Genomic DNA, 22,451 nt, shown 5'->3' with positions numbered 1-22,451 from the left:
TTTGTATTTTTGTTTGGAGCTGTTCTTGCGAATTTCTTTATTTTTTTTACTCATTATTGTTAGCACCACTTCTAGAATTCAGGCTGAAGCGACAGAATTATTTTTACCCTTTCCCGAAACTTGGAACCAAGACTCTAATAATGATAAAAAAGAAAATTCTGTAACGAACAATTCCAATGGGTTATCTAGTAATGGTTCGGGTTCCAACACAAATTCTAAACCACTAAGTTCTCTTCCCAACGCAAACAATGCAGAGTCAGGGTCAAATGTTGCTGTCGTAGAAAATCAAGCCTCTGTTACAAAGTCAAAACCAGTTGATAAAAAGAAAAAAAAGAAGGAAGTGATCGATCCTTCCGGGGCCTCTTTCCAAAAAGGAAAAGCTTATCTCACAAGAGACCAAAAGAAGTCCGCCGAATCCGAGTTTGCTGATTCATATGGTAAAGAAGGAGAAACAGCAAAGTTTGCTCGAGTGGAAAACACAAATTTATTTGGACTTGATGGTAAAGAGAAAGATTCTGCTGGTCTTGTGGAAAAACAGGAAGATCCCGATCTCAAAATCAAAACACAATTTGAATTGGCTCGTTCTCTTGACCGAATTGGAAATCCAGATTCAGAGGAAAAGGCATACAAGGAATATTTAAAACTTGTTACTGAGTTTCCAAAACATCCTGAACTCACACCTAGGTCCCATTATGCGATGGCTGTCCTTCTCATTCGTAAAAAGGAATTTCGATCCGCAGCACACCAACTTGTGAATATTATAAAAAATTTCAAAGAATCAGCAGAGTTTCTTCCTGCACATCATTACTTGGGAAAAGTTTATGAAAGTAGTTGGGACGAAAGAGATTTGGAACGTTCTTTAAAATACTACCAACTCTATATGAATGGAGTGGAAGGCAAAACACCAGTTCCTGGTTATGATTTTAGAAAAGAAACCCGCGAGAGACTGCGGGTTTTAGGTTCTTCGATTTAAGATTTAAGCGATTGCGACGTTGACTTCGATTCTTCCAAACTTAGAATATAAGTTGATGGAGAGGGTTGGTTTTTTGTTGAACCGAACGGAAGTGCTTTGTGTTTCTTGGATGTTAGGTGTTGTGATCTCCACCGATTGGCCTGCAGAGGTAAAAATGTTCATCGCATTACCAGTGGTCATGTTGGCAATCTCACCGAGAATGTCTTTGTATTCATTTTTTACGTCTTCATCGGAAAGTCCCGGCACTAGTTTACGGGACACTTTGTATGCCGCATCGTAGTTCATGCTGTAAACCACTTCACCACTGAAAGAACCCACCACCCCAATGATGATGGCTATTTCATGGCTGGGAGCAGGAGAGTCCTTAATTCCGATTTTGCCTCGGATGAGATCCTGTTGTAACACATCACGAAAAACGATGGTGGCTGCTTCCAGGAACGGGTTGATGAAGTCGGCTTTAATTTGCATTTATTCTAAAGAGAGAAGGCCTTTTTTCTCTACGTTGTATTCTGCCGCTATGGACTGGTTTATTTCAAGAAAAAAGCTAAGAAGTTGCCTTTGTTTCAAAAAATCTGCAGCCTGATCCGTCGGTTTTTTTGCTGTGGTTTGTCCGTAAGTCAGGGCTCCGAATTCCACATAAACTTGTTTGTCATTGTCTGAGAATGGACCCACTACTGTTTTTTTGCTAAAAGGATCGTTGGCTAGGGTTTCCCAAAATTTTGCAGAGTTCGCCAAACGGTAGCTATTGCCTCGATTGGAAGTGACTAGTTTTAAATCAGACAAAGAAACATTAGATACGGTCTCAATGGGTTGGAGAGTTTCGGAAGCAATGGCTTCCAGAGCATTCGGCTCGGAAACTTTTGCAGCGATTCGTCCTTTCCAAGTTTCTACTTCTTTTCTCTTACGATCAAATTTCATTTTGGAAAGTAGGAGAGGTTTTCTGGATTCGAAACTAACAAAGTTTCCGGAAGGATCTTTGGAAAGAGATCCTTCTTTTTTCTCTTTTTCGTATTCTTTGTTAAGTTCTTCGTCTGTAATATTGATCTTTGCTTCTACAGCATTCAAAAGATTGACTTCGGATACGGCCACAACTCGGAAAGAGATTTTGGCACGTTTGGCTTCGTCTTCCAACTCAGCTTCATTTTCTGTCGGGGAGAGAGGTTGTTCCAAAAAGTTTGGAAAAAGAGCATATCCCGTAGCTGTATCAATGCGGTAATTCATAGGAGCAGAACGGTAAATTTGTTGGTAAATTTCAGAAAGGGAACGAGAGTCTTCTTCTCCGTATCCTGCCTGGGAAACCGATTCCTTATGAACTTCCCTTGCTTGTTTGGACATCTCCCGTTTGATGCTGATCTCCGATACTTGAAAACCCACAGCAGTGGCAATGTCATTGGCGATAAAGACTTCCTTCACAGTAGAGAAGGCACAGGAATTGAGGAGTTCGGGATTTTGAGCCGTTTCTCTACCGTATTGTTGGTACCGGTAGTAACAATCACGTTTGGCAGCGTTGAAGTAATCTACCGGGATGCTTCGGCCAGCAATTGTGCCTGCTTTGGTAGAATTTTGGCCTGTGATGGCACCCACAAGGCTTTGTTCGGCGTCCCCTGGTAAAAAGGTGATGATAAGGGTTCCGACTAAAATGAATAAAAAGAGAGCAATAATCGCGCGATAGATTTTTTCTTTGAGGGTAGAGGCTTCTTCTTCGAACATAAAGGAAGCGTTTCCGTTTCCGAAACCCTTGTAAAGAAAAAATGTGATCAAGGGATTGGGCATTTGGCAAGATAATATAGGTAGTATGTTGTTTGCTGCCTTTGCTATGATCCTTGTGGGTGTTCTATGTTTCCTATATGTAGCCTTATCCCCGCAAAAATCCAAACCGGCAGCTTACCCTACCCGAAAACCCCAAACTACCGGCCAATATCGAATGCCACAACCCCCATCTGTTTCTCCACAATTGGATGAACGGATCCGAAGGGAACGTGCGATTTCCGATGATAGACATCTTTCCTATTCTTTGCCCGAAGAGGTCACTCCTTCGGTAGTTCAAAAATCCGAAGTTTTACTTCCTACCGGGGATGGAAATTTGGAACAGGAACCACCGGCACCGAAAGAAAGTCGGTTCCAAATTGAAGGGACTTTGTTTTTGGATTATTCCGGTAAACTTACGTTTGGTGAAGAGTCCTCTGACATTGATGCCATGGAAGATGGCCTAAAGAATTTCAAACGAATTGGGTCTGGAACTTTACGTGAAGAGAATGGAAAGTTTTTGTTTCATTCTGGAAATGTAACTTATACTTACACTCCAGAAGAATTGGATCAAGTGGTTCTTCACAACCAAGGGATTGTGTTTCTTTTGAAGGAAACAAAAGCACCGAAACCAGTATTTTTCACAAAAGACATCGATACTTTCAAAGACTTTTTGAAACAAGCCGCTTTGGTCTAGTTCCCCTAACTATTTAGAAACTTCTCTTATAATCAGATCGATTTGATTTTCTCCCGTTCTTAGTTTGATATACTCTTCTAATTTTTTCTGATCATTTGCTGTTGGTAGTTTTGTCCATCCGGAATCAAAAAGATTTGTATCCAAATATATGTTTTCGTTCATATCAAACTTTTTGGTTTTTGTAAAACTGGCTGAGACCAAATTTGGATAAAAAATTTGGATTTCTTTTGAAATTTTTTCCGTGTTTGTTTGTCCCAAATCCATTTGGTTTTTATATATTTCGGAAATGATTTCGAACTTCAGTCGATCTACATTGGTGGAAGATAAATCCTGATGTAAAATGAGTGTTGTATTGATTAGATTATAATATTTTAATTTGTTCTGTAATTCCTTTTCTTGGTCTATGTCGATTTTAGGGCCGACGATTGTGAGTTCAATTTTTGGATTTTTCTGATACAAAATTTCTTTTTCTAAAACTCTTCTGTTATCGATTAAAATTTCATTCCGAATGAATTCTTCTGCTTTTCCTTTAAAGTAAGATGACCTTACAATTTGATAAGCAGTGAAGATAGATGGGATGAGAAGAATCAGCGTAAATATTCCTAAATAAATTTTAACCTTTCTTTCTTTTTCTTTGTACAGACCCCAACTCACTTTTGGAAATTGCATATACCGCACAAAAATAAAAGTAGTGATGGCAATGAAGATGGAGTTGATTAAATAAAGGTAAGTGGCGCCAAAAAAATAAGACCAGTTCCCTTGTGACAATCCATAACCAGCAGTACAGAGTGGGGGCATAAGAGCTGTGGCAATGGCAACACCTGCAATCGCAGTTCCTTTTTCTTTTCTTGTGTTCGCAATGATTCCTGTCGCACCACCAAAGATAGCAATCAGTGCATCGTAGATTGTAGGTGAAGTTCTTGCGAGTAGTTCCGACTGCGCTTCACTAATCGGGGAAAGTGAAAAGTAAATAAAAGAAGTGGCTATGCTCGCTAGTGTAGCCACAGTTAATGTGCGGAGGAACTTTTTTAAATTGTCAAAGTCGTTGGTGGCTGCCGCAAATCCGATTCCCACAATAGGTCCCATCAGCGGAGAAACTAACATCGCCCCAATGATGACAGCTGTGGAATTGACATTGAGTCCAATACTGGCAATAAAAATGGCAAAAATCAAAGTCCAAAGATTAGAACCTCTCAGTTCGGCTCCTTTTTGGATTGATTCGATTGTCCCCGTTTTGTCTAAATCATCAAAAAGATGAAATCTCGGTTCTAACCATTTGAATAAAGAAACAATCGGATTTTTGTGATTTGCCATAGTGTTTTAGACATCCGATTGTTCCTTTTCGCAATTAAGTTTTTTAAACCCCACCTACCATCACATGTTTTGTGATTAGATAATCACCTACGGATTCGATAGAGAGATCCTTTCCAAATCCAGATTGTTTGAATCCACCATGTGGAGTTTCCGAAGCTAGTGGAAGATGGTCATTGACCCAAACGGTTCCAAATTCAAATTGTTTTGCCACTCGCATAGCGCGCGCTACATCCTTCGTCCAAATGGAAGAAGCAAGACCGTAATTCACATCGTTTGCAAGTTTGATTCCTTCTTCTTCTTTTTCGTAAGATTGGATGGTAAGCACTGGTCCAAAAATTTCGTTCTGCACTACGTCATAGTTTTGTTTGACATCAGTGATCACAGTAGGTGCAAAAAAGTATCCTTTGTCTAGGCCTTTAGGAATGGTTCCGCCAGTCAGAATTTTTGCCCCTTGTTTTTTTGCCCTGTCCATAAATCCCAAAACTCTTTCGCGGTGGATGGCAGAGATGAGTGGCCCCATTTCGGTTTTGTCGTTAAAGGGATCACCAACATTTACAGCTTTCATTGCATCCACAACGGCATCAGTGATTTTTTTCTGCAAAGCTTTCGGAACAATGATTCTTGTCGCAGCTGTACAATCTTGTCCTGAATTACAAGTGGCACCAAACGCTGCTTTTGCGGCAAAAAGATTTATGTCCACATCATCAAAAACAAGAAGTGGTGCTTTTCCCCCGAGTTCCAAATGCACTCGTTTTAGGGAATCGGAAGCCGACTTCATAATGTTTTTTCCCGTTCCCGTGGAACCGGTAAGAGAAACCATTCTGACAAGTGGATGGTCGACTATTGCTTGGCCTGTGGCATTTCCACCTGTCACAATGTTGATGACTCCATCAGGGATACCTGCTTTTTTTGTTAGTTCAGCTAACATAAGAGAGGTGATGGGAGTTCCTGGTGCTGGTTTTAAAATGACGGTGCAACCTGCGGCAAGAGCGGGTCCAAATTTCCAAACAGCCATAAGAAGAGGGTAGTTCCATGGAGCAATTTGACCCACAACACCCACAGGTTCTCTGCGTAAAATGGATGTGTATCCTGGTTGGTATTCGTTCGCACGACTTCCATGCACATCGCGAGCTGCCGTTGCAAAAAAACGAATGTTATCCACAGCAAAAGGAATGTCTCCCGCAAGACTTAAGTTTTTATAAGGTTTTCCTGCATTCAGAGATTCCGCTTTTGCAAACTCTTTGGTTTTTTCTTCTAAAAGATCGGCGAGTTTCCAAATGGCTTTGGAACGTTCGCCTGGAGTGATCCCTGACCATCTTCCATCATAAAAAGCTTTATGCGCAGCTTTTGCTGCTTTGTCTACATCGGCGGCACTTGCATCGATTACCTTTGCAATTTTTTTGCCAGTGGCAGGATCTTCGATGTCCATGAGTTTCCCGCCGCTTGTGTTTGTCCACTTTCCATCAATCCAAAGTTTAAATTGTTTCATGCTGCTTCAAATTTCCTTTAATGATTTTGTTATGATTGAAAGCCCTTCTTTGACAATGGACTCTTCTGCGGTAATCGGAACAAGAATTCGGATCACGTTTCCATACACACCACAAGAGAGTAAAACAAGTCCATGTTCTAAAGCTTTGGCTGTTAGTTTTTTTGCTAAATCAGCGGAAGGTTTATTTGCGTCTCCATTTTCTACTAGTTCAAACGCAACCATAGCACCTAACCCACGTATTTCGCCAATATGAGGATAGGTTTTTTTGATTTCGTTCAGCTCGTTGACTAATAGCTTTCCGAGTTTGACCGACTTCTCTAAAATTCCTTCTTCTTCGATAAGGTCCATCACAGCAATTCCGGCAGCACATGCCACTGGGTTTCCGGCATAGGTACCGCCGAGTCCACCTGGTTCTACTGCATCCATAATGGAAGTTTTTCCGATCACCGCAGAAAGAGGCATCCCTGCTGCCAGTGATTTTGCAGTAGTGATGAGATCTGGTTTGATTCCTGAATGTTCGATTGCAAAAAGTTTTCCTGTTCTTGCAAAACCTGACTGTACTTCATCAGCAATGAGAAGGATTCCGTGTTCATCGCAAATGGCTCTGAGTTTTTTTAGGAAACTTGGTGAAGCAATATAGAATCCACCTTCGCCTTGTACGGGTTCAATGGCAATGGCTGCTACACGTGATGGATCAATGTCTGCTTTGAACAAATTGTTTAGGGCTTTGATGGAGTCATCTTCTGTCACACCGTGGTATTCCATAGGAAAAGGAATGTGATAAACATCGCTCGCAAAAGGTCCAAATCCTTTTTTATAAGGAACTACTTTCCCTGTGAGGGCGAGAGCCATCATGGTTCGGCCGTGGAATCCACCGAGAAAACTAATGATTCCTGGTCGTCCTGTAGCGGCTCTTGCAATTTTCACTGCGTTTTCAAGTGCTTCCGCACCGGAAGAAAACAGAATAGTTTTCGCTCCTCCCTCAATCGGTGCTTTGGCATTTAGTTTTTCTGCGAGAACGATATAAGGTTCATAAGGCATAATTTGAAAGGCAGTATGAAGCACTTGGTCTACTTGTTTGTGGATGGCAGCCACTACTTTCGGATGGCCATGGCCTGTGTTTTGAACGCCAATCCCACCCCCAAAGTCGATAAACCTTCTTCCTTCAATATCCCAAATTTCTGCATTTTTTGCTTTTTCGGCAAACACTGGGTAGGCGGTTGTAACACCCCTGGGAACATTTGCAAGTCTTCTTTCCCATAGAGTTTGGTTGGTTTGTTTTTGATTGCCCGTCATGTGATTCCTCCGAGGCAGAGATATTTGGTTACTGTATAATCATCGAGTCCGTATTTAGAGCCTTCGCGTCCCATTCCAGAGAATTTGACACCACCGAAGGGAACTTGTTCTGAAGAAATGAGTCCTTCGTTGATTCCCACCATTCCGTATTCTAGTTGTTCGGCGACTCTAAAAAGTCTAGCCATGTCTTTTGTATACAAATAGGAAGCGAGTCCAAAGTCAGTGTCGTTGGCCAATTGGACAGCTTCTTCTTCGGTTTGGAAGGTTTGGATGCAAGAGACTGGGCCAAAGGTTTCTTCTTTTGTCACAACCATAGAGGAGTTTACGGGATAAAGGACGGTAGGTTCAAAAAAATTACCACCGAGAGTATGTTCTTTCCCGCCAGTGAGAATTTTTGCTCCTTTGGAAACAGCATCGGCAATATGTGATTTTACTTTTGCGAGAGCGGCATCGTTTATGAGGGGACCCTGTTGTGCATTCGGTTCCATCCCATTGGCAACCACAAGTTCCTTCGCTTTCTCTGCTAATTTTTTGGAAAACACATCAGCAACGGAGGCCTGGACTAGGAAACGATTCACACAAACACAAGTTTGTCCTGTGTTTCTATATTTGGATAACATGGCTCCTTTGATGGCTTCATCCATGTCGGCATCTTCAAAAACAATAAAGGGAGCATTCCCACCTAACTCGAGTGAGAGTTTTTTTAAAGTGGCTGCTGATTTTTCCATCAAATAAATTCCAGTATTTGTGGATCCCGTAAAACTAAGTTTACGAACTTCTTTACTTTCTAAAATGGTTTTTCCAATTTTAATTGGATCACCCACTAACACATTCCAGACGCCTTTAGGAAGGCCTGCTCGTTCCGCAAGAACTGCCATTGCTAATGCAGAGTAGGGAGTGAGTTCTGCTGGTTTCGAAACCACAGTGCATCCTGCTGCGAGTGCTGGTGCTACTTTTCTTGCAAGCATGGCTGCAGGAAAATTCCAAGGTGTAATGGTTCCCACCACACCAATTGGTTCTTTTAAAACTAAAATCCTTGTATCTTTTCTATGGGAAGGAATGATATCACCATAAGAACGTTTTGCTTCTTCTCCGAACCATTCGATGTACGAAGCAGCATAAGCTATCTCCCCCCTAGCTTCTGTTAGGGGCTTTCCTTGTTCTTGTGTCATGATGAGAGCCAAATCTTCTTGGTTGTCCATCATGAGTTGGAACCATTTGCGTAAAATTCCTGCTCTTTCTTTTGCTGGTCGTGATTTCCAATCAGAGAGTGCATTTTTTGCAGAACGTATTGCAGTAGTTGTATCTTTTTCTTCGGAATGAGGAATGTTTCCGATGACTTCACCATTTGCTGGGTTATGCACTAAGATTTCTTTTTTGTTTTCTGCAGGGCACCAAACCCCACCAATGAAGTTTTCTTGTCGAAAAAGGTCTTTATCTTTGATGTATTTCATACGAAACCTGTGATTTCATCGAAATACCGGAGCAGAAAAATTCCTACCTTTTTTTTGAAAACTTAGTAAGTGGTTGCTTAATTTTGAATTCTTGGTATCTAATTCCTGACATAAGAAAAACCAGGAGCACATAGGTTTATGAAATTCGATTCATACAAACGAGTGATTTTTTCTGCAGCAATACTTACAATCGCATTTGCGGTTGCTTGCGGCAAAAAAGAAACAAAGGTTTCCGAAATCGGACAAGGCGAAGGAGAAGTTTCCATCGTAGCTTGGCCGGGGTACATTGAACGTGGTGAAACAGACAAAGGATATGACTGGGTCACTGAATTTGAAAAAAGTTCTGGCTGTAAAGTCAATGTAAAAACTGCCGCTACATCTGATGAGATGGTAGCACTCATGAATGAAGGTGGGTTTGATCTTGTAACTGCATCTGGTGATGCATCATTAAGATTGGTTGCTGGTGGAAAGGTTCAAGAAATCAATACTGACCTAATCCCTAGTTGGAAAAATGTAGACTCTCGTTTGCAAAATGCTCCTTGGCATACAGTAGAAGGAAAACATTACGGTGTACCTTATCAATGGGGTCCGAACGTACTTATGTACAACACTAAAGTTTTCAAAAAAGCACCAACAAGTTGGAATGTTGTTTTTGAAGAACAAGTATTGGCTGACGGAAAATCAAACAAAGGTCGCGTACAAGCATTTGATGGTCCAATCTATATCGCAGATGCTGCTTTATATTTAAAACAAGCTAAACCAGAATTGGGAATCCAAGATCCATATGAATTGGATGAAAAACAATACACTGCAGTCATTGAATTATTAAAAAAACAAAGACAACTCGTTCCAAAGTATTGGCATGATGCAATGGTGCAAGTGGATGACTTTAAAAAAGAAGGACTTGTTGCTTCTTCTACATGGCCATTCCAAGTAAACCTACTTGTTGGTGAAAAACAACCGGTAGCTTCTATCGTTCCGAAAGAAGGTGCGACTGGTTGGGCAGACAGCACAATGCTTCATAAAGATTCCAAACACGTAAACTGCGCTTACAAATGGATCGAACATTCACTTTCTCCAAAAGTACAAGGTGATCTTGCTTCTTGGTTTGGATCAGTGCCTTCCGTTCCTTCTGCTTGTAAAGGAAACGCTCTTCTCGGAGACACAGGTTGTGCCGTTAACGGATTCAACAACTTTGAAAAAATCTCTTTCTGGAGAACTCCAAAAGAAGATTGTTCCGGTGGAAGAAAATGTGTGCCTTATAAAAAATGGGCTGAAGACTATATTTCCATTATTGGAAGTAAATAAGATCCTAACATTATAAGAGTTCTGAAGGAGAAGGAATGGACCAAGTTTACGATGTCGAATTTCAAAATGTAACAAGGAAATTCGACCAATTTATAGCGGTGGATGATGTCTCCTTCGGGATTAGAAAAGGTGAATTCTTTTCGATGTTAGGCCCTTCCGGGTCGGGAAAAACTACCTGTCTCCGTATGGTGGCAGGTTTCCAAGATACGACTTCTGGAAGGGTTCTTTTGGAAGGTGTTGATGTCACAGGCATCCCTCCTTACAAAAGAAATGTAAATACTGTTTTCCAAGATTATGCTTTATTCCCTCACATGACAGTTGCTGAAAATGTTGGGTATGGACTCAAAATCAAAAAAACTGCGAACAAGGAAATCAACCAAAGAGTGTCTGAGATGTTGGCTATGGTTCGCTTGCCAGATGTGGGAAACCGTAAACCTTCGGAATTATCTGGGGGCCAAAGGCAAAGGATCGCACTGGCACGGGCTCTCATCAATCGTCCTGGTGTTCTACTGCTTGATGAACCACTCGGTGCTTTGGATCTCAAACTACGAGAAGAGATGCAGTTGGAACTCAAAGCCATCCAAAAAGAAGTCGGGATTACTTTTATCTTTGTCACTCACGACCAAGAGGAAGCCCTTTCTATGTCGGATCGCATTGCCGTCTTTAATAAAGGTAAGGTGGAGCAAATTGCGACACCAGAAGAATTATACGATCGTCCCAAAACAGAATTTGTAGCAAACTTTGTAGGAACTTCCAATATACTTTCTTTAGAAGAAACCAAACAACTAACAGGCAAAACTGGAAAAGGGATGATCCGTCCGGAACGTGTCCATGTGTTTGCCAACGCTAAAGAAGACAATCACTCCACAGGATACAGAACCTTTAAGGCCATATTGAAAAGCCAAGTGTATTCAGGTGCCACTTCCAAAATGCATTTTGAAACTCCGAATGGTTCTCGGATCATTGCATCCACTCAAAACCTAAAAATTTCTGCAGATCACATTGCTGTTGGTTCAGAAGTGCTTGTTGGTTGGAAAGATTCTGACATGCATTTGCTTTGAGGGTTTGTAAATGACAAATACCTTTGATAAGTTTTTCACATTTCTGTTCTATCGTAAAGGCCTTGCGATATTTCTGTTGCTCGCACCGCTTCTCATTTGGCTCGGGGTTGTGTATTTGGGTTCTCTTTTTACGCTCCTCATCCAAAGTTTTTTCTCTATTGATTCTTTCTCAGGAGTTATCAAACGAGAATTCACATTAGAATCTTATTATGATCTGTTTCGTCAAAGAACGAATTGGGATATCATCATCCGCACGACTACGATGGCATTTACTGTCACGGTTGTGAGTGCCATCATTGCATTCCCCATCGCTTATTATATGGCGATGTATGCTGGTCCAAAACTAAAACCCATTTTATATTTGGGAGTTATGCTTCCACTTTGGTCGAGTTATCTTGTGAAAGTATATTCCTGGAAACTCATTATGGCAAAAGAAGGAATCCTCACTTGGTTTTTGCAAGAACTTGGACTTTTGCATGTATTGGATACGGTCCTTTCGATTCCAGTCATCGGTGGAACGTCATTATCCTTTTCCTACATTGGGATGTTTCTTGTTTTTGTTTATATTTGGCTTCCTTATATGATCCTCCCTATCCAAGCTTCTTTGGAACGAATTCCTAAATCACTTTTGGAAGCATCTTCGGATTTGGGTGGTGGCCCCGCTCAAACGTTTCGAAAAGTTGTATTACCTTTAGCATTTCCAGGCGTGGTGGCAGGTTCTATTTTTACCTTCTCACTTACGCTCGGTGATTATATCATCCCAACCATCATTGGAAATTCTAGTTATTTTATTGGAATGGCCGTTTACACACACCAAGGAACAGCAGGTAACATTCCTTTGGCGGCAGCTTTTTCGGTAATCCCAATTATCATCATGATGGTTTACCTAATGATTGCGAAACGATTAGGAGCTTTCGATGCCCTCTAAATGGAATTTCGGAACACTCGGATTGAAGATAGCAACCATCCTAGGGTTTCTTTTCATTCACATCCCTATCTTTATCATCATCATGTATGCTTTTTCTACTGATGAAAAAACATTCCAATTCCCATTGCCAGGCTTTACTCTGAAGTGGTTTGGAGTTGCCTGGGACAGAAATGATATTTGGGAAGCCATCATTTTGTCTTCACAAGTAGCTACCATCTCTACGGTGATGGCCATCATTCTTGGGACCTTGGCCTGCCTTGCCGTTTATCGTAGCAAATTTTTCGGAAGGGAAGTGATTTCCTTTCTTGTGATTTTACCTATTGCTCTTCCTGGGATTGTGACAGGGATTTCTCTTCGTTCTGCCATGTCTCTTTTTGGAATTCCTTTTAGCACTTGGACCATTGTCATTGCACACGCAACTTTTTGTATTGTGACTGTTTATAACAATGTGCTCGCAAGACTTCGAAGAAGTTCTCATTCCATGGTAGAGGCATCGATGGACTTAGGTGCCAACCCATGGCAAACCTTTCGATTTGTGATTTTGCCAAATATCGCCACTGCATTGTTAGCTGGTGGTATGTTGTCATTTGCATTGTCGTTTGATGAAGTGATCGTCACTACATTCACTGCAGGCCAACAATCCACAGTTCCCATTTGGATGTTAACAGAATTCATTCGTCCTAGACAAAGACCTGTGACAAACGTGGTTGCTGTTTTTGTGATCCTTGTGACAACACTTCCGATTCTGGTCGCTTATTATCTAACGAAAGAAGATGAGGGTGGGAAAAAATAATCCCACTCCATTTTACTTTTTTTGATCATTCTAAACCTCGTAAATTTGTTTGGTTCTTACGTTAATTTTGACATTTATCAAAGGAATTTCACTTTCCGAAACCTGAGAAGGTGGTAAACTTTCTGTATGGAAAAATTGATTCAAAAACTGATCATCCCCATTGATGGTTCTCCCAGTTCGGCAAAAGCGTTGGAATTTGGATTAGCAATCGCAAAAGCGAGTCATGCAAAATGTTATGTCGTGGAAGTGATTGAGGATTTTGGTCCATTACCAGGATATTACGATGCAGCTCCTGCAGGCAAAGATCGAGTGAAGTGGATCTCCGAGCAACGATTTGAAAAAATACATCCGATTCTGGATGAAACAACCGTAAAATGGGAACGAGTGATTTTAGAAGGATATCCTGCTGAAGAAATATGCAAACTTGCTGAAAAAGAAAAAGCAGATTTAATTGTCATCGGAAGTCGTGGCCATGGAATTCTTGGAAGATTTATAATGGGAAGTGTCTCTGATCGTGTCGTACATTACGCGCCATGTTCAGTAACTATTGTTAGGTGAATCTGACATAAATTTGTCAATTCATTGTTAATTTAGTTGCGCTGAATTCTATCCCATCGGAATCTACGGACTAACCCTAGAATAGATTTTCGGTTGATCCATATGAAGGTTTTTGAAAAAGAAGAATTCCCCGCAGTTTTACCTCTCGATAAACGATACACGCGCACATACTTCCAAGACGACAGTTTTGTTTCGAATATTCGAAGAGCCCTTCCTCGAATGATTACAGCTGTTGTCATGGAAGATCATGTTTTCCCTAAGCTTAACAAAGAAGAAATCGACTTTCTGCTACAATACTATGCAAAAAGACAAGATACTAGTGGGACTTATTACCAACTCAAAACAATTCCTTTTCGTATTAGTAAAGAATCAGCAGAAAGAATTTTAGCTGAAGCAGAAATTGACGATGCCCAAAAGGATTTCATTAGTAAATTCTATCATTTTGATTCTGAATTACAGAGTTATGTATTAAACGAGAAGGTCACAGAATCTGACGAAATTCGAATCCTTCAAATCATCAAACGTAGAGATTATTATGTTGGAAATGTAGAGAAGTCAAGAATCTCTGCAATCTTCGAGCCAATAGAAGAGATTCCCAAAAAAGATACTTTTTTTGCAAATCTTTACGTTCCGCCTGGTCATAAATTTTTTTCTCCACCCAATCTAAAACATATTTCTGGAATGCAAATAGTCGAAGCCGCCAGACAATTTGGAATTTCTTGTAACCATATGTATGGAAAGGTTCCCTTTGAAGGTGTCACCTTCTTATTGTTATATTTAAATTCAGAGTTTTTTCAGTATGCAAAAATGAATATGCCGATTAAACTTCGTGTGATTGCAAAGGAACTAAAATATAGTAAATCGGGTTATTGGAACTACTCGAAGTTGGAAATCACAGCCTATCAGGAAAACCAAGAAATTACTCGGATTGAAATGGCTGCCAGTATTTTGCCTTTAAAAGTATACAAACGCTTAAAGAGCACACAAGAAGAAGTGTACGAAATTGATCCACGTTTTCGAATTTTGGATCAATTTAAAAATAACATTTCGGTTAGGGAAAATGGCCGTAATATAGTCTCTACGATAGAAAATATCTCTAGTTCAGGGTTTAAGGTGCGTTGCTCCGGAATCCATCCAGGAGAATTGGCCAATAGCCAACAACTTGAATTTTTTATGCATTTTGATATTGTCGGTTTTGTTCACGGTACTTGTACTTTATTGTGGGTCAAAGAAGACGATAATAATGAAGACACCTTTTTTGCGGGATTCCGTTTTGATTCGATTTCAGAACTAGACCGAGCAAATATAAAGGAAGCAATCAATCGTTATGGACGTTTGATTGAAGAAAGGGAAATCCAATGAGTGGAAAAAAAGTAGCATTAGTGACCGGTGGAACTTCAGGTCTTGGGAGATCCATAGTTCTTGAATTTGCAAACGCTGGTTATGTGGTTGGATTTTGCGGAAGAAGAAAACACGAAGGTGAAGAAACCTTGGCTCTCCTTGAAAAACAAGGTGGGACAGGAATGTTCGTTCGTTGTGATGTCACACAATCGGAAGCAGTTCGTAATTTTGTTGAATCAATTGTTTCTAAATATGGATCCATAGATGTTGCGGTCAACAATGCCGGGATCTCTGGGGTTTTGAAAGCCACAGCTGATTATCCATTAGATATTTTTGATTCAGTTATGGACGTAAATTTAAAAGGAACCTTTCTTTCTATGCAGTTTGAGTTAAAACAATTTTTAACGCAAGGGAAGGGTGGTGTGATCATCAATGTATCTTCGGCCTTAGGAGTTCGAGGAAAAGAAAAAGCCGGCCCTTATTCCATGACAAAACATGGAATCATCGGACTCACCAAATCTGCCGCCTTAGAATATGGATCCGCAGGGATTCGTGTGGTTGCCCTATGCCCCGGTGGCATCCAAACTGAAATGGATGATGTATTTTATGCAAATGTCCCAAATCCTGAAGAAGTAAAAAAGGAAAGGATGAAATCTTACGCTTTGGGTAGAATGGCGACTCCAGAAGAAGTTGCTAAAACTTGTGTTTGGTTGTCTACAGATGGAGCTGCATTCATTACGGGAGCTGTGATACCGGTAGACGGTGGTAAAACAGCGAGATAAGGATTTTTAGTGTTCACTGTAGGTAAATATAAAGCGATCAAGGAACTTCATTTAGGAAAAAGAAGTTCCGTTTATATTGGGGAATCTACGTCCGGTGTCCCTGTTGTGATCAAATTGTTAAATCGTGACTATCCTGATAACCAAGAGATCACTCGGTTTAAAAGTGAATTCGAAATTTTACGATCTATCGATTCTCCCTATGCATTAAGACCTTTAGATTTAGAAACTTATCAAAATACAGTTGCGATTGTATTTCCTCATGTTGGTTTTACAGATCTCGCAAAACTACAGTTAAGTGGTAAGTATAGTAATATTGCTACTTTTTTAAATATTGCTATAGAAGTTTGTAAAGCACTCATTGATATCCATAAAGCAAAAATTGTTCACAATGATATCAAAGCACAAAATATAATTTATAATCCTGATACCGGTGCTTTAAAGATTATCGATTTTGGTTCGGCCACTCTTCTAACACATAGAAATTTTTATCTTCCGATGAACCAAAACCTAACTGGAACTTTGGCTCATATTTCTCCCGAACAAACGGGAAGAATGAATCGAACGGTAGATTATAGAACTGATTTTTATTCTTTTGGCGTCACCTTATACCAGTTAATCACTGGAGATCTCCCGTTTTTATACACAGATAGTTTGGAAATGGTACATGCCCATTTGGCAAAAACTCCACTTTCTCCACAAGAGAGAACAGGAGCTCCCAAAATAATCTCTGATTTGATTATGAAACTTTTGGAAAAAAATCCTGAAGACCGCTACCAAACGGCAACAGGTTTACTTTCCGATTTATCGGCAATCCAATCTGTACTTTTGGAAAATGGACGTGAATCCTTACACCAGTTCCAGATGGAACTTGCTAAAAACGATAAATCTTCCAGGTTTCAAATCCCAAAAAAATTATTTGGAAGAGAAAACCAACTCCGTATCTTTGAGGAAAAATTTCTAGATGCTACTGAAGGAAAAATTGAAATTTTTCTTATCTCTGGTCGTTCAGGAATTGGAAAGTCTGCTCTCATCAATGAAATTCAAAAACCGGTTACGAGAGAAAAGGCTTACTTTACTTCTGGTAAATTTGATTTATATAAAAAATCCATTCCTTATCGCGCGATTTATTTGGCGCTGCAGGGACTTGTACGTCAGTTACTTTCTGAAAATGAATCTTCCGTAAAAGAATGGAATCGGATCCTAAACCATGCACTTGGTGCCAATGCAAAGTTGATCATTGATGTAGTTCCCGAATTGTCTCAGTTGTTAGGTGATAAGCCGGCTCCGCCAGAACTGGATAGTTTAGAGACGGAAAATCGATTCCACATGGTCTTTCGAAAGTTCTTACGTACAATTTGTACAAAAGAACATCCTGTCGTTTTGTTTTTGGATGATATGCAATGGGCGGATTCTTCGAGTATTCTTCTGTTGAAAGAAGTACTCACTGATCCTGAAATTTCACATTTTTTCATTATATTGTCTTATCGGGACAATGAAGTATTCCCAACCGATCCGTTTTTTAGGTTATTGGAAGAACTAAACGAACACCAAATTCCCGTTACAGAAATTCGACTGGAACCATTGCGCGAAAGGGATGTAGCCATGCTTGTTTCAGAAACTTTAGTGGTTCCGGAATCAGAAATCCGACCTATCGCTGAAGTCCTTTGGAAAAAAACAAAAGGAAATCCTTTTCACGTAAATGAAATGTTCAAAAATCTTTATGAAAGATCATACATCTTTTTTGAAGATGATCATTGGTCTTGGGATAAAGACAAAATCGATGCGGTTAATATTTCTGACAATGTCATCGATTTGATTATTGATAAAATTAATCTCCAATCAGCTGAACTCATCGAAGCACTAAAACTAACCGCTTGTATTGGCAACTGGTTTCGTCACGATATTTATGCAACCATTGCAGAGAGGCCCTACCATAAAGCTTCAATGGATTTGGTGGCTCTTGCCAATGAAGAGTTTCTCATACTAGGGATGGAAGATGCAAACTTCACACACGATAAAATTCGGGAAGCAATCTATAAAATCATATCTCCAGAAGAAAAATCAAAACTTCATTATAAAATAGGAAAAACATACCTTTCCATTTTATATAAATATAAATTAGAAGATCATTTATTTACAATTGTGAACCAGCTGAATTTGGGTGCTTCTCAAATCAAAGGTAGTGAAGAGCTAGCTGAGTTACGAATTTTAAATGAAAAAGCTGGATTTAAAGCCTTAAATTCATCTGCCTATGATGCTGCCTTTACCTTCTTTGATCGAATGGCCGGTCTTATGACAGATGCTGAATGGAATTCTGAATATGAAAATACTTTAAAACTCCATCTAGCATATGCAAGGTCTGCTTATCTTTCGAAAAACTTTGAAGCAGCAGAAAAAAGTTTTAATTATATACTCAATTTTGTTCGCAATGACTTAGATAAAATTTTGGTTTATGAGCTCCAGTCTTCTATGCTTGTGACTCAAAACAAAATGAAAGAAGTTTTGGAGACACTCAAACAAGCATTAAAACTTGTCGGTGTTAGGTTGCCCAAAAAAGCCACACCATTATCTCCTCTTCCTGAAATCCTGAAGTTCAAATTAAAGTTGGGTCGAAGGTCCATCGAAAGTTTAGAGAGTTTACCTGTCTCTGATGATCCAAAGTATCTCGCGATCATGCGGCTTCTCAATGCATGTATTGCACCATCTTTTCTCGCAGAGCCAAATTTATTTCCTGTGATTGTTCTGAAATTGGTGAATCATACTTTGAAGTATGGTTTAAGCGAAATCAGTGCCTTTGGATTTTGTGCTATGGGGATGATCCAAGGTTCTGGATTAGGGAATTATGAAGATGGTCTCAAATTCGGTCAGTTAGGTGTTCGGTTGCTCGATACCTTAGATGCCAGAACTTTTAAATGTCGAACTTTGTTTATGTTCGCATGTATGATTGCTCCTTGGAAAAATCATGCAAGAGATGGTCGTTCTATATTTTGGGAAAGTTTTCTTGCCGGAATGGAAACTGGAGATTTACAATATTCTGCTTATTCTCTAAATAATATTCATTTCCAAGGTTTGTTATTTCGAGAAAACTTAGAAGATTTGTATAAAAGCCAACTTCGTTATGATGCTTCTCTACTCAGTTTACGACAAAATCATGCTTATCAAGTGCATCGTCTGAATCTCCAGTTAGTTGAAAATATGAGAGGTGAGTCTGCTGATCCGATGAATTTGGAAGGTAGATATTTTTCTGAATCAGAAACTGTTTCCGAATGGTTAACCACTGGAAATGCAAACGCACTTTTTGATTATAATTTATGTAAATTACGAATCGAATACTTTCTTGGTGATAAAGAAAAAGCTTACGAATATTCTTTGAAATTAGATTCTTTGGAAGGTGCAGTGTTCGGGATGATGTTTGTTCCCGAACATGTATTTTTCGGTGCTCTTGTTGCTTTTTCGTTGATTGTTGATGATAGAAACCCACCAGGAGTTACAAAAGTTTCTCTTAAAAAACGATTGTTTGCGTTTGAGAAACGAATGAAAATTTGGGCAAAAAGTTCACCAGAAAACTTTGCTCATAAATACGAAATTATATCTGCTTTATTACTTTATATTGCAAATGAAAAAACACAAGCCGTCATTGCTTGTAAAGCAGCCATTTCATCGGCACGGGAATCTAGTTTTATTTTAGAAGAAGCTATAGCGAACGAATTTTTAGTTCGGATGTGGAAGGAAACTGGATTTGACCAATATAGTAACTTACATTTGGTGGAAGCACATTATCGTTATGGAAAATATGGGTTTTTGTCTAAGGTAAAACAATTAGAAGCCAATCATATTGCCTTAAAGAAATACATTGGAAGGAATTTCAGAACAGATTCTACAGATAGTCTTTCCTTGTTTAGCACAACCAAAGATATATTTGGCGACGTGGGTTCTTCTTTAGATATCAATACGGTTATCAAAGCTTCGCAGACTATTTCTGGAGAAATCCAACTCAATCGCCTTCTGGAAAAGATGATGAAAATTCTCATCGAAAATGCTGGTGCTGAAAGAGGGTATTTTATATTAAAATCTGATTCTGGTTGGCAAGTTTTGGCGGAATCAGAAGCGGAAAAAGAATCTGTTTTTGTTTATTCCGATTCTCCTTTTGCAATAGATTTTTTAGAACCAGTCGCTTATGTAAACCAAAACAAAATTCCTTCACAGATCATTGGTTATGTGGTAAGGACAGGTCTTGTTGTGATTTGTGGTGATGCGGCTAGAGAAGGTGATTTTAAGAATGATCCTTATGTAAAATCAACTCTTCCTAAATCTTTACTTTGTTATCCGATTTTAAGTCATGGAACAGTGGTTGGGATTGTTTATTTAGAAAATAATTTAACCACCGATGCTTTTACACCTGGCCGAGTGGAAATACTTAAAATTTTATCTTCGCAAATTGCCGTTTCCATTGAAAACTCTCTTCTTTATACCAATTTGGAACAGAAAGTTGATGAAAGAACTAAAGAATTGAACTCTGCTCTAACGGAAGTTAAGGGGCTAAAGGAACAACAAGACGGGGATTATTTTTTAGCATCTTTGCTCATTGAACCATTAACGCAAAACCTAGCTAGTTCTTCCAATATGAAAATCCAGTTCCTTACGGAACAAAAGAAAAAGTTTTCTTATAAACAATGGAGTTCTGAAATTGGAGGAGACTTATGTGTATCTTCTTCCATTCAATTACAAAACAAAAAATACATTGTTGTTTTGAATGGTGATGCCATGGGTAAATCGATGCAAGGTGCGAGTGGTGCACTTGTGATTGGATCAGTATTTGAAGCCATCATCAAAAGGAATGGTCAGTCTGATGAAGTGCGAGATATCACTCCTGAAAAATGGGTGAGTAATGCTTATTTAGAACTACATAGTACGCTTGTTACTTTTGACGGTTCCATGTTAATTTCCATGTTCCTTTGTTTGATTGATGATGAAACGGGATTCTTTTATTTTTTAAATGCAGAACATCCAAGACCTGTGATTTATCGTAACCGCCGTACTTTCTTTCTGCCACATAACTATGTTTGTGCGAAGTTAGGATTACTTGCATCCAAAAAGGCTCTTCAAATCAATACCTTCCAATTGGAAAAGGGCGATAAATTACTCATTGGTTCTGATGGTCGCGATGATATTTTAATTGGATCTGAAGTTGAAATGGAAGTCAATGAGGATGATGAATTATTTTTAAAAACAACTTTGGAAGGCCAAGGAGATTTAGAATCAATTCGAGATGCCATTAAAAGTCATGGGGAATTGATTGATGACTTGTCTCTCATTCGAGTGGAATACACGGGAGAGGGATCTCCCATCCATGTTCCGACAAACCATCCAAAACATTTTGTATACCTTCGAGCCCTCACTTTATACAAACAAAAAAAATGGACTGATGTAGAACGGATCATATCCAGCAATTTTGAATCGATCCATGAGGCTCCTCTTTCGGTTCAAAAAATATATCTTTATACCGAACATAGAATGTCTGCGTTCCCTTTGGAATTTGCCGTAGGTTATGTCCAAAAAAATCCATCAGACAGCCTAACATTATTTTATATTGCGGAAGCCTTGTTTAGAAATGGTGATTTTTCTGCAGCTTTTGACTATTCAGAAAGAGTGCAACTCCGACGTCCCTACCACAAAGAAAACAATATTTTATTTGCTCGACTCTTAGAACTTCGGCGAAAATAAATCATCTTATGTTATCCGTCGGGAACGACATCGTCGAAAACCAAAGAATTCGTGAACTCCTAGAAAAACACGGGGATCGGTTTTTGAAGCGAGTTTTTACCGAAGAAGAAGTAGAATACTGCCACAAACACAAAGACCCTGTCCCCTTCCTTGCCGGCCGATTCGCTTGTAAGGAGGCTGTCATTAAGGCCCTAAACCTAAATCCGGGGGAGGTGGCGGATATGCGCGAGATTGAACTCGCAGGGACAAATTTTGGTAAAAAAACGCTAGTCATCCATGGGAAAACTGAGAAGTTTTTCCGAGAGAAAGGATTTACTACCAGTTCCGTATCCATCAGCCATGCTGACCATTACGCAACAGCAGTTGTCATTTTTTATAAGGAGTCCAGATGATCGTTAGTGATAAAATGAAGGCAGTTCTGGTTCATTACAACCATGCCCTTTCTTTGTATAAGTCGCGAAAGTTCGCAGAAGCAAAAGAAGAATTCAAAAAGGGACTCGCGATTCACCCTGAAGATGGCCCGACGAAACTATATATTGAACGATGTGATGATTACATCGCAGACCCCCCACCGGAAGATTGGGATGGGGTATATAACATGAAAACTAAATAGGAACTATGTCAAAAAAAGAAATGCAAACAACCATCACCGAACACGGAGTTATTGCCACAATCCTCGGAAAAGAAACAGCATTTAGCGGAACGTTAGCGTTCAAAAAACCTTTACAAATTTCCGGAGACTTTACAGGAGAAATCATCTCTGATGGTTATCTGGTAATTAGCGAAGGTGCAAGAGTCAAAGCAAATATCAAAGCGGGAACTGTTGTTGTTGGAGGAACTATCATTGGAAATGTAACGGCTACCCAAAGATTAGAAATGTTATCTACTGGAAAAGTACAAGGTAACATTCGTACCGCAAAACTACAAATAGCCGATGGTGTTGTTTTTGACGGAAATTGTGAAATGCTAAGCAGCGAAGAAACTTAG

19 protein-coding genes are annotated in these 22,451 nt (G+C 39.6%); 13 read left to right on the top strand and 6 right to left on the bottom strand.

The window, feature by feature from the left end:
• Positions 1-25 precede the first annotated feature (25 nt).
• A complete protein-coding gene (locus tag EHQ70_RS08000; RefSeq protein WP_425270024.1) occupies positions 26-973 on the top strand; it encodes a tetratricopeptide repeat protein in 948 nt (315 codons plus the stop codon).
• A gap of 3 nt (positions 974-976) precedes the next feature.
• Here EHQ70_RS08000 and EHQ70_RS07995 read toward each other — a convergent pair whose 3' ends face one another.
• Positions 977-1,441 (bottom strand): chemotaxis protein CheX, encoded by a 465-nt coding sequence (locus EHQ70_RS07995; protein WP_135585221.1) that lies wholly within the window; start codon positions 1,439-1,441, stop codon positions 977-979.
• Positions 1,442-2,683: a hypothetical protein gene (locus tag EHQ70_RS07990; protein WP_135585219.1), complete on the bottom strand. Its 1,242-nt coding sequence runs from the start codon at positions 2,681-2,683 to the stop codon at positions 1,442-1,444. It lies immediately after the preceding gene.
• Between the two features lie 43 nt (positions 2,684-2,726).
• On the opposite strand from EHQ70_RS07990, the gene EHQ70_RS07985 reads away from it, so the two are divergent.
• Positions 2,727-3,416, top strand: a complete 690-nt coding sequence (locus EHQ70_RS07985; protein ID WP_244288260.1) for an LIC_11490 family protein — start codon at positions 2,727-2,729, stop codon at positions 3,414-3,416.
• Positions 3,417-3,425: 9 nt separating this feature from the next.
• On the opposite strand, the gene EHQ70_RS07980 is transcribed toward EHQ70_RS07985, so the two are convergent.
• From EHQ70_RS07980 to EHQ70_RS07965, 4 genes are read right to left on the bottom strand one after another with little or no spacing between them, the layout of a single operon-like run.
• Positions 3,426-4,730, bottom strand: a complete 1,305-nt coding sequence (locus EHQ70_RS07980) for a DUF389 domain-containing protein (protein WP_135585217.1) — start codon at positions 4,728-4,730, stop codon at positions 3,426-3,428.
• 43 nt (positions 4,731-4,773) lie between these two features.
• Entirely contained in the window at positions 4,774-6,219 is a 1,446-nt protein-coding gene (locus EHQ70_RS07975; protein WP_135585215.1) for a gamma-aminobutyraldehyde dehydrogenase, read from the bottom strand.
• Positions 6,220-6,225: 6 nt separating this feature from the next.
• Complete coding sequence (gene gabT / locus EHQ70_RS07970; protein WP_135585214.1) at positions 6,226-7,515, bottom strand: 4-aminobutyrate--2-oxoglutarate transaminase; 1,290 nt, start codon at positions 7,513-7,515, stop codon at positions 6,226-6,228.
• Complete coding sequence (locus EHQ70_RS07965) at positions 7,512-8,969, bottom strand: NAD-dependent succinate-semialdehyde dehydrogenase (RefSeq protein WP_135585212.1); 1,458 nt, start codon at positions 8,967-8,969, stop codon at positions 7,512-7,514. The genes gabT and EHQ70_RS07965 overlap by 4 nt, the downstream gene beginning before the upstream one ends.
• A gap of 138 nt (positions 8,970-9,107) precedes the next feature.
• Here EHQ70_RS07965 and EHQ70_RS07960 point away from each other — a divergent pair, with 138 nt between their 5' ends.
• From EHQ70_RS07960 to EHQ70_RS07910, 11 genes are all read left to right on the top strand, one after another.
• Positions 9,108-10,277: an ABC transporter substrate-binding protein gene (locus tag EHQ70_RS07960; protein WP_135585210.1), complete on the top strand. Its 1,170-nt coding sequence runs from the start codon at positions 9,108-9,110 to the stop codon at positions 10,275-10,277.
• 35 nt (positions 10,278-10,312) lie between these two features.
• Positions 10,313-11,338, top strand: a complete 1,026-nt coding sequence (locus EHQ70_RS07955) for an ABC transporter ATP-binding protein (protein WP_135585208.1) — start codon at positions 10,313-10,315, stop codon at positions 11,336-11,338.
• Between the two features lie 10 nt (positions 11,339-11,348).
• A complete protein-coding gene (locus EHQ70_RS07950) occupies positions 11,349-12,266 on the top strand; it encodes an ABC transporter permease (protein ID WP_135585207.1) in 918 nt (305 codons plus the stop codon).
• The gene (locus EHQ70_RS07945) at positions 12,256-13,059 is read left to right on the top strand and encodes an ABC transporter permease (RefSeq protein WP_135585205.1); all 804 of its coding nucleotides are present in this window, start codon (positions 12,256-12,258) and stop codon (positions 13,057-13,059) included. Before EHQ70_RS07950 ends, EHQ70_RS07945 begins: the two co-directional genes overlap by 11 nt.
• A 126-nt stretch (positions 13,060-13,185) precedes the next feature.
• Positions 13,186-13,617: a universal stress protein gene (locus tag EHQ70_RS07940; RefSeq protein ID WP_135585203.1), complete on the top strand. Its 432-nt coding sequence runs from the start codon at positions 13,186-13,188 to the stop codon at positions 13,615-13,617.
• A gap of 102 nt (positions 13,618-13,719) precedes the next feature.
• The gene (locus tag EHQ70_RS07935) at positions 13,720-14,979 is read left to right on the top strand and encodes an AfsA-related hotdog domain-containing protein (protein ID WP_135585201.1); all 1,260 of its coding nucleotides are present in this window, start codon (positions 13,720-13,722) and stop codon (positions 14,977-14,979) included.
• Positions 14,976-15,740 carry an SDR family NAD(P)-dependent oxidoreductase gene (locus tag EHQ70_RS07930; RefSeq protein WP_135585199.1) on the top strand — a complete coding sequence of 255 codons (765 nt, stop codon included), beginning with the start codon at positions 14,976-14,978 and terminating at the stop codon, positions 15,738-15,740. Before EHQ70_RS07935 ends, EHQ70_RS07930 begins: the two co-directional genes overlap by 4 nt.
• Positions 15,741-15,749: 9 nt before the next feature.
• Positions 15,750-21,464 (top strand): AAA family ATPase, encoded by a 5,715-nt coding sequence (locus tag EHQ70_RS07925; protein WP_135585198.1) that lies wholly within the window; start codon positions 15,750-15,752, stop codon positions 21,462-21,464.
• An 8-nt stretch (positions 21,465-21,472) separates the two neighbouring features.
• Positions 21,473-21,856, top strand: coding sequence for a holo-ACP synthase (gene acpS, locus EHQ70_RS07920; RefSeq protein ID WP_135585196.1), 384 nt, complete (start codon positions 21,473-21,475; stop codon positions 21,854-21,856).
• Positions 21,856-22,077 carry a hypothetical protein gene (locus EHQ70_RS07915; protein WP_208725844.1) on the top strand — a complete coding sequence of 74 codons (222 nt, stop codon included), beginning with the start codon at positions 21,856-21,858 and terminating at the stop codon, positions 22,075-22,077. Before acpS ends, EHQ70_RS07915 begins: the two co-directional genes overlap by 1 nt.
• A 5-nt stretch (positions 22,078-22,082) precedes the next feature.
• Positions 22,083-22,451: a bactofilin family protein gene (locus EHQ70_RS07910; RefSeq protein ID WP_002974586.1), complete on the top strand. Its 369-nt coding sequence runs from the start codon at positions 22,083-22,085 to the stop codon at positions 22,449-22,451.

Source organism: Leptospira congkakensis (assembly GCF_004770265.1).
Taxonomy (GTDB): Bacteria; Spirochaetota; Leptospiria; order Leptospirales; family Leptospiraceae; genus Leptospira_A; species Leptospira_A congkakensis.
The sequence above is the reverse complement of the archived record's forward strand: the minus strand, read 5'-3'. Positions and strand labels throughout refer to the sequence as shown.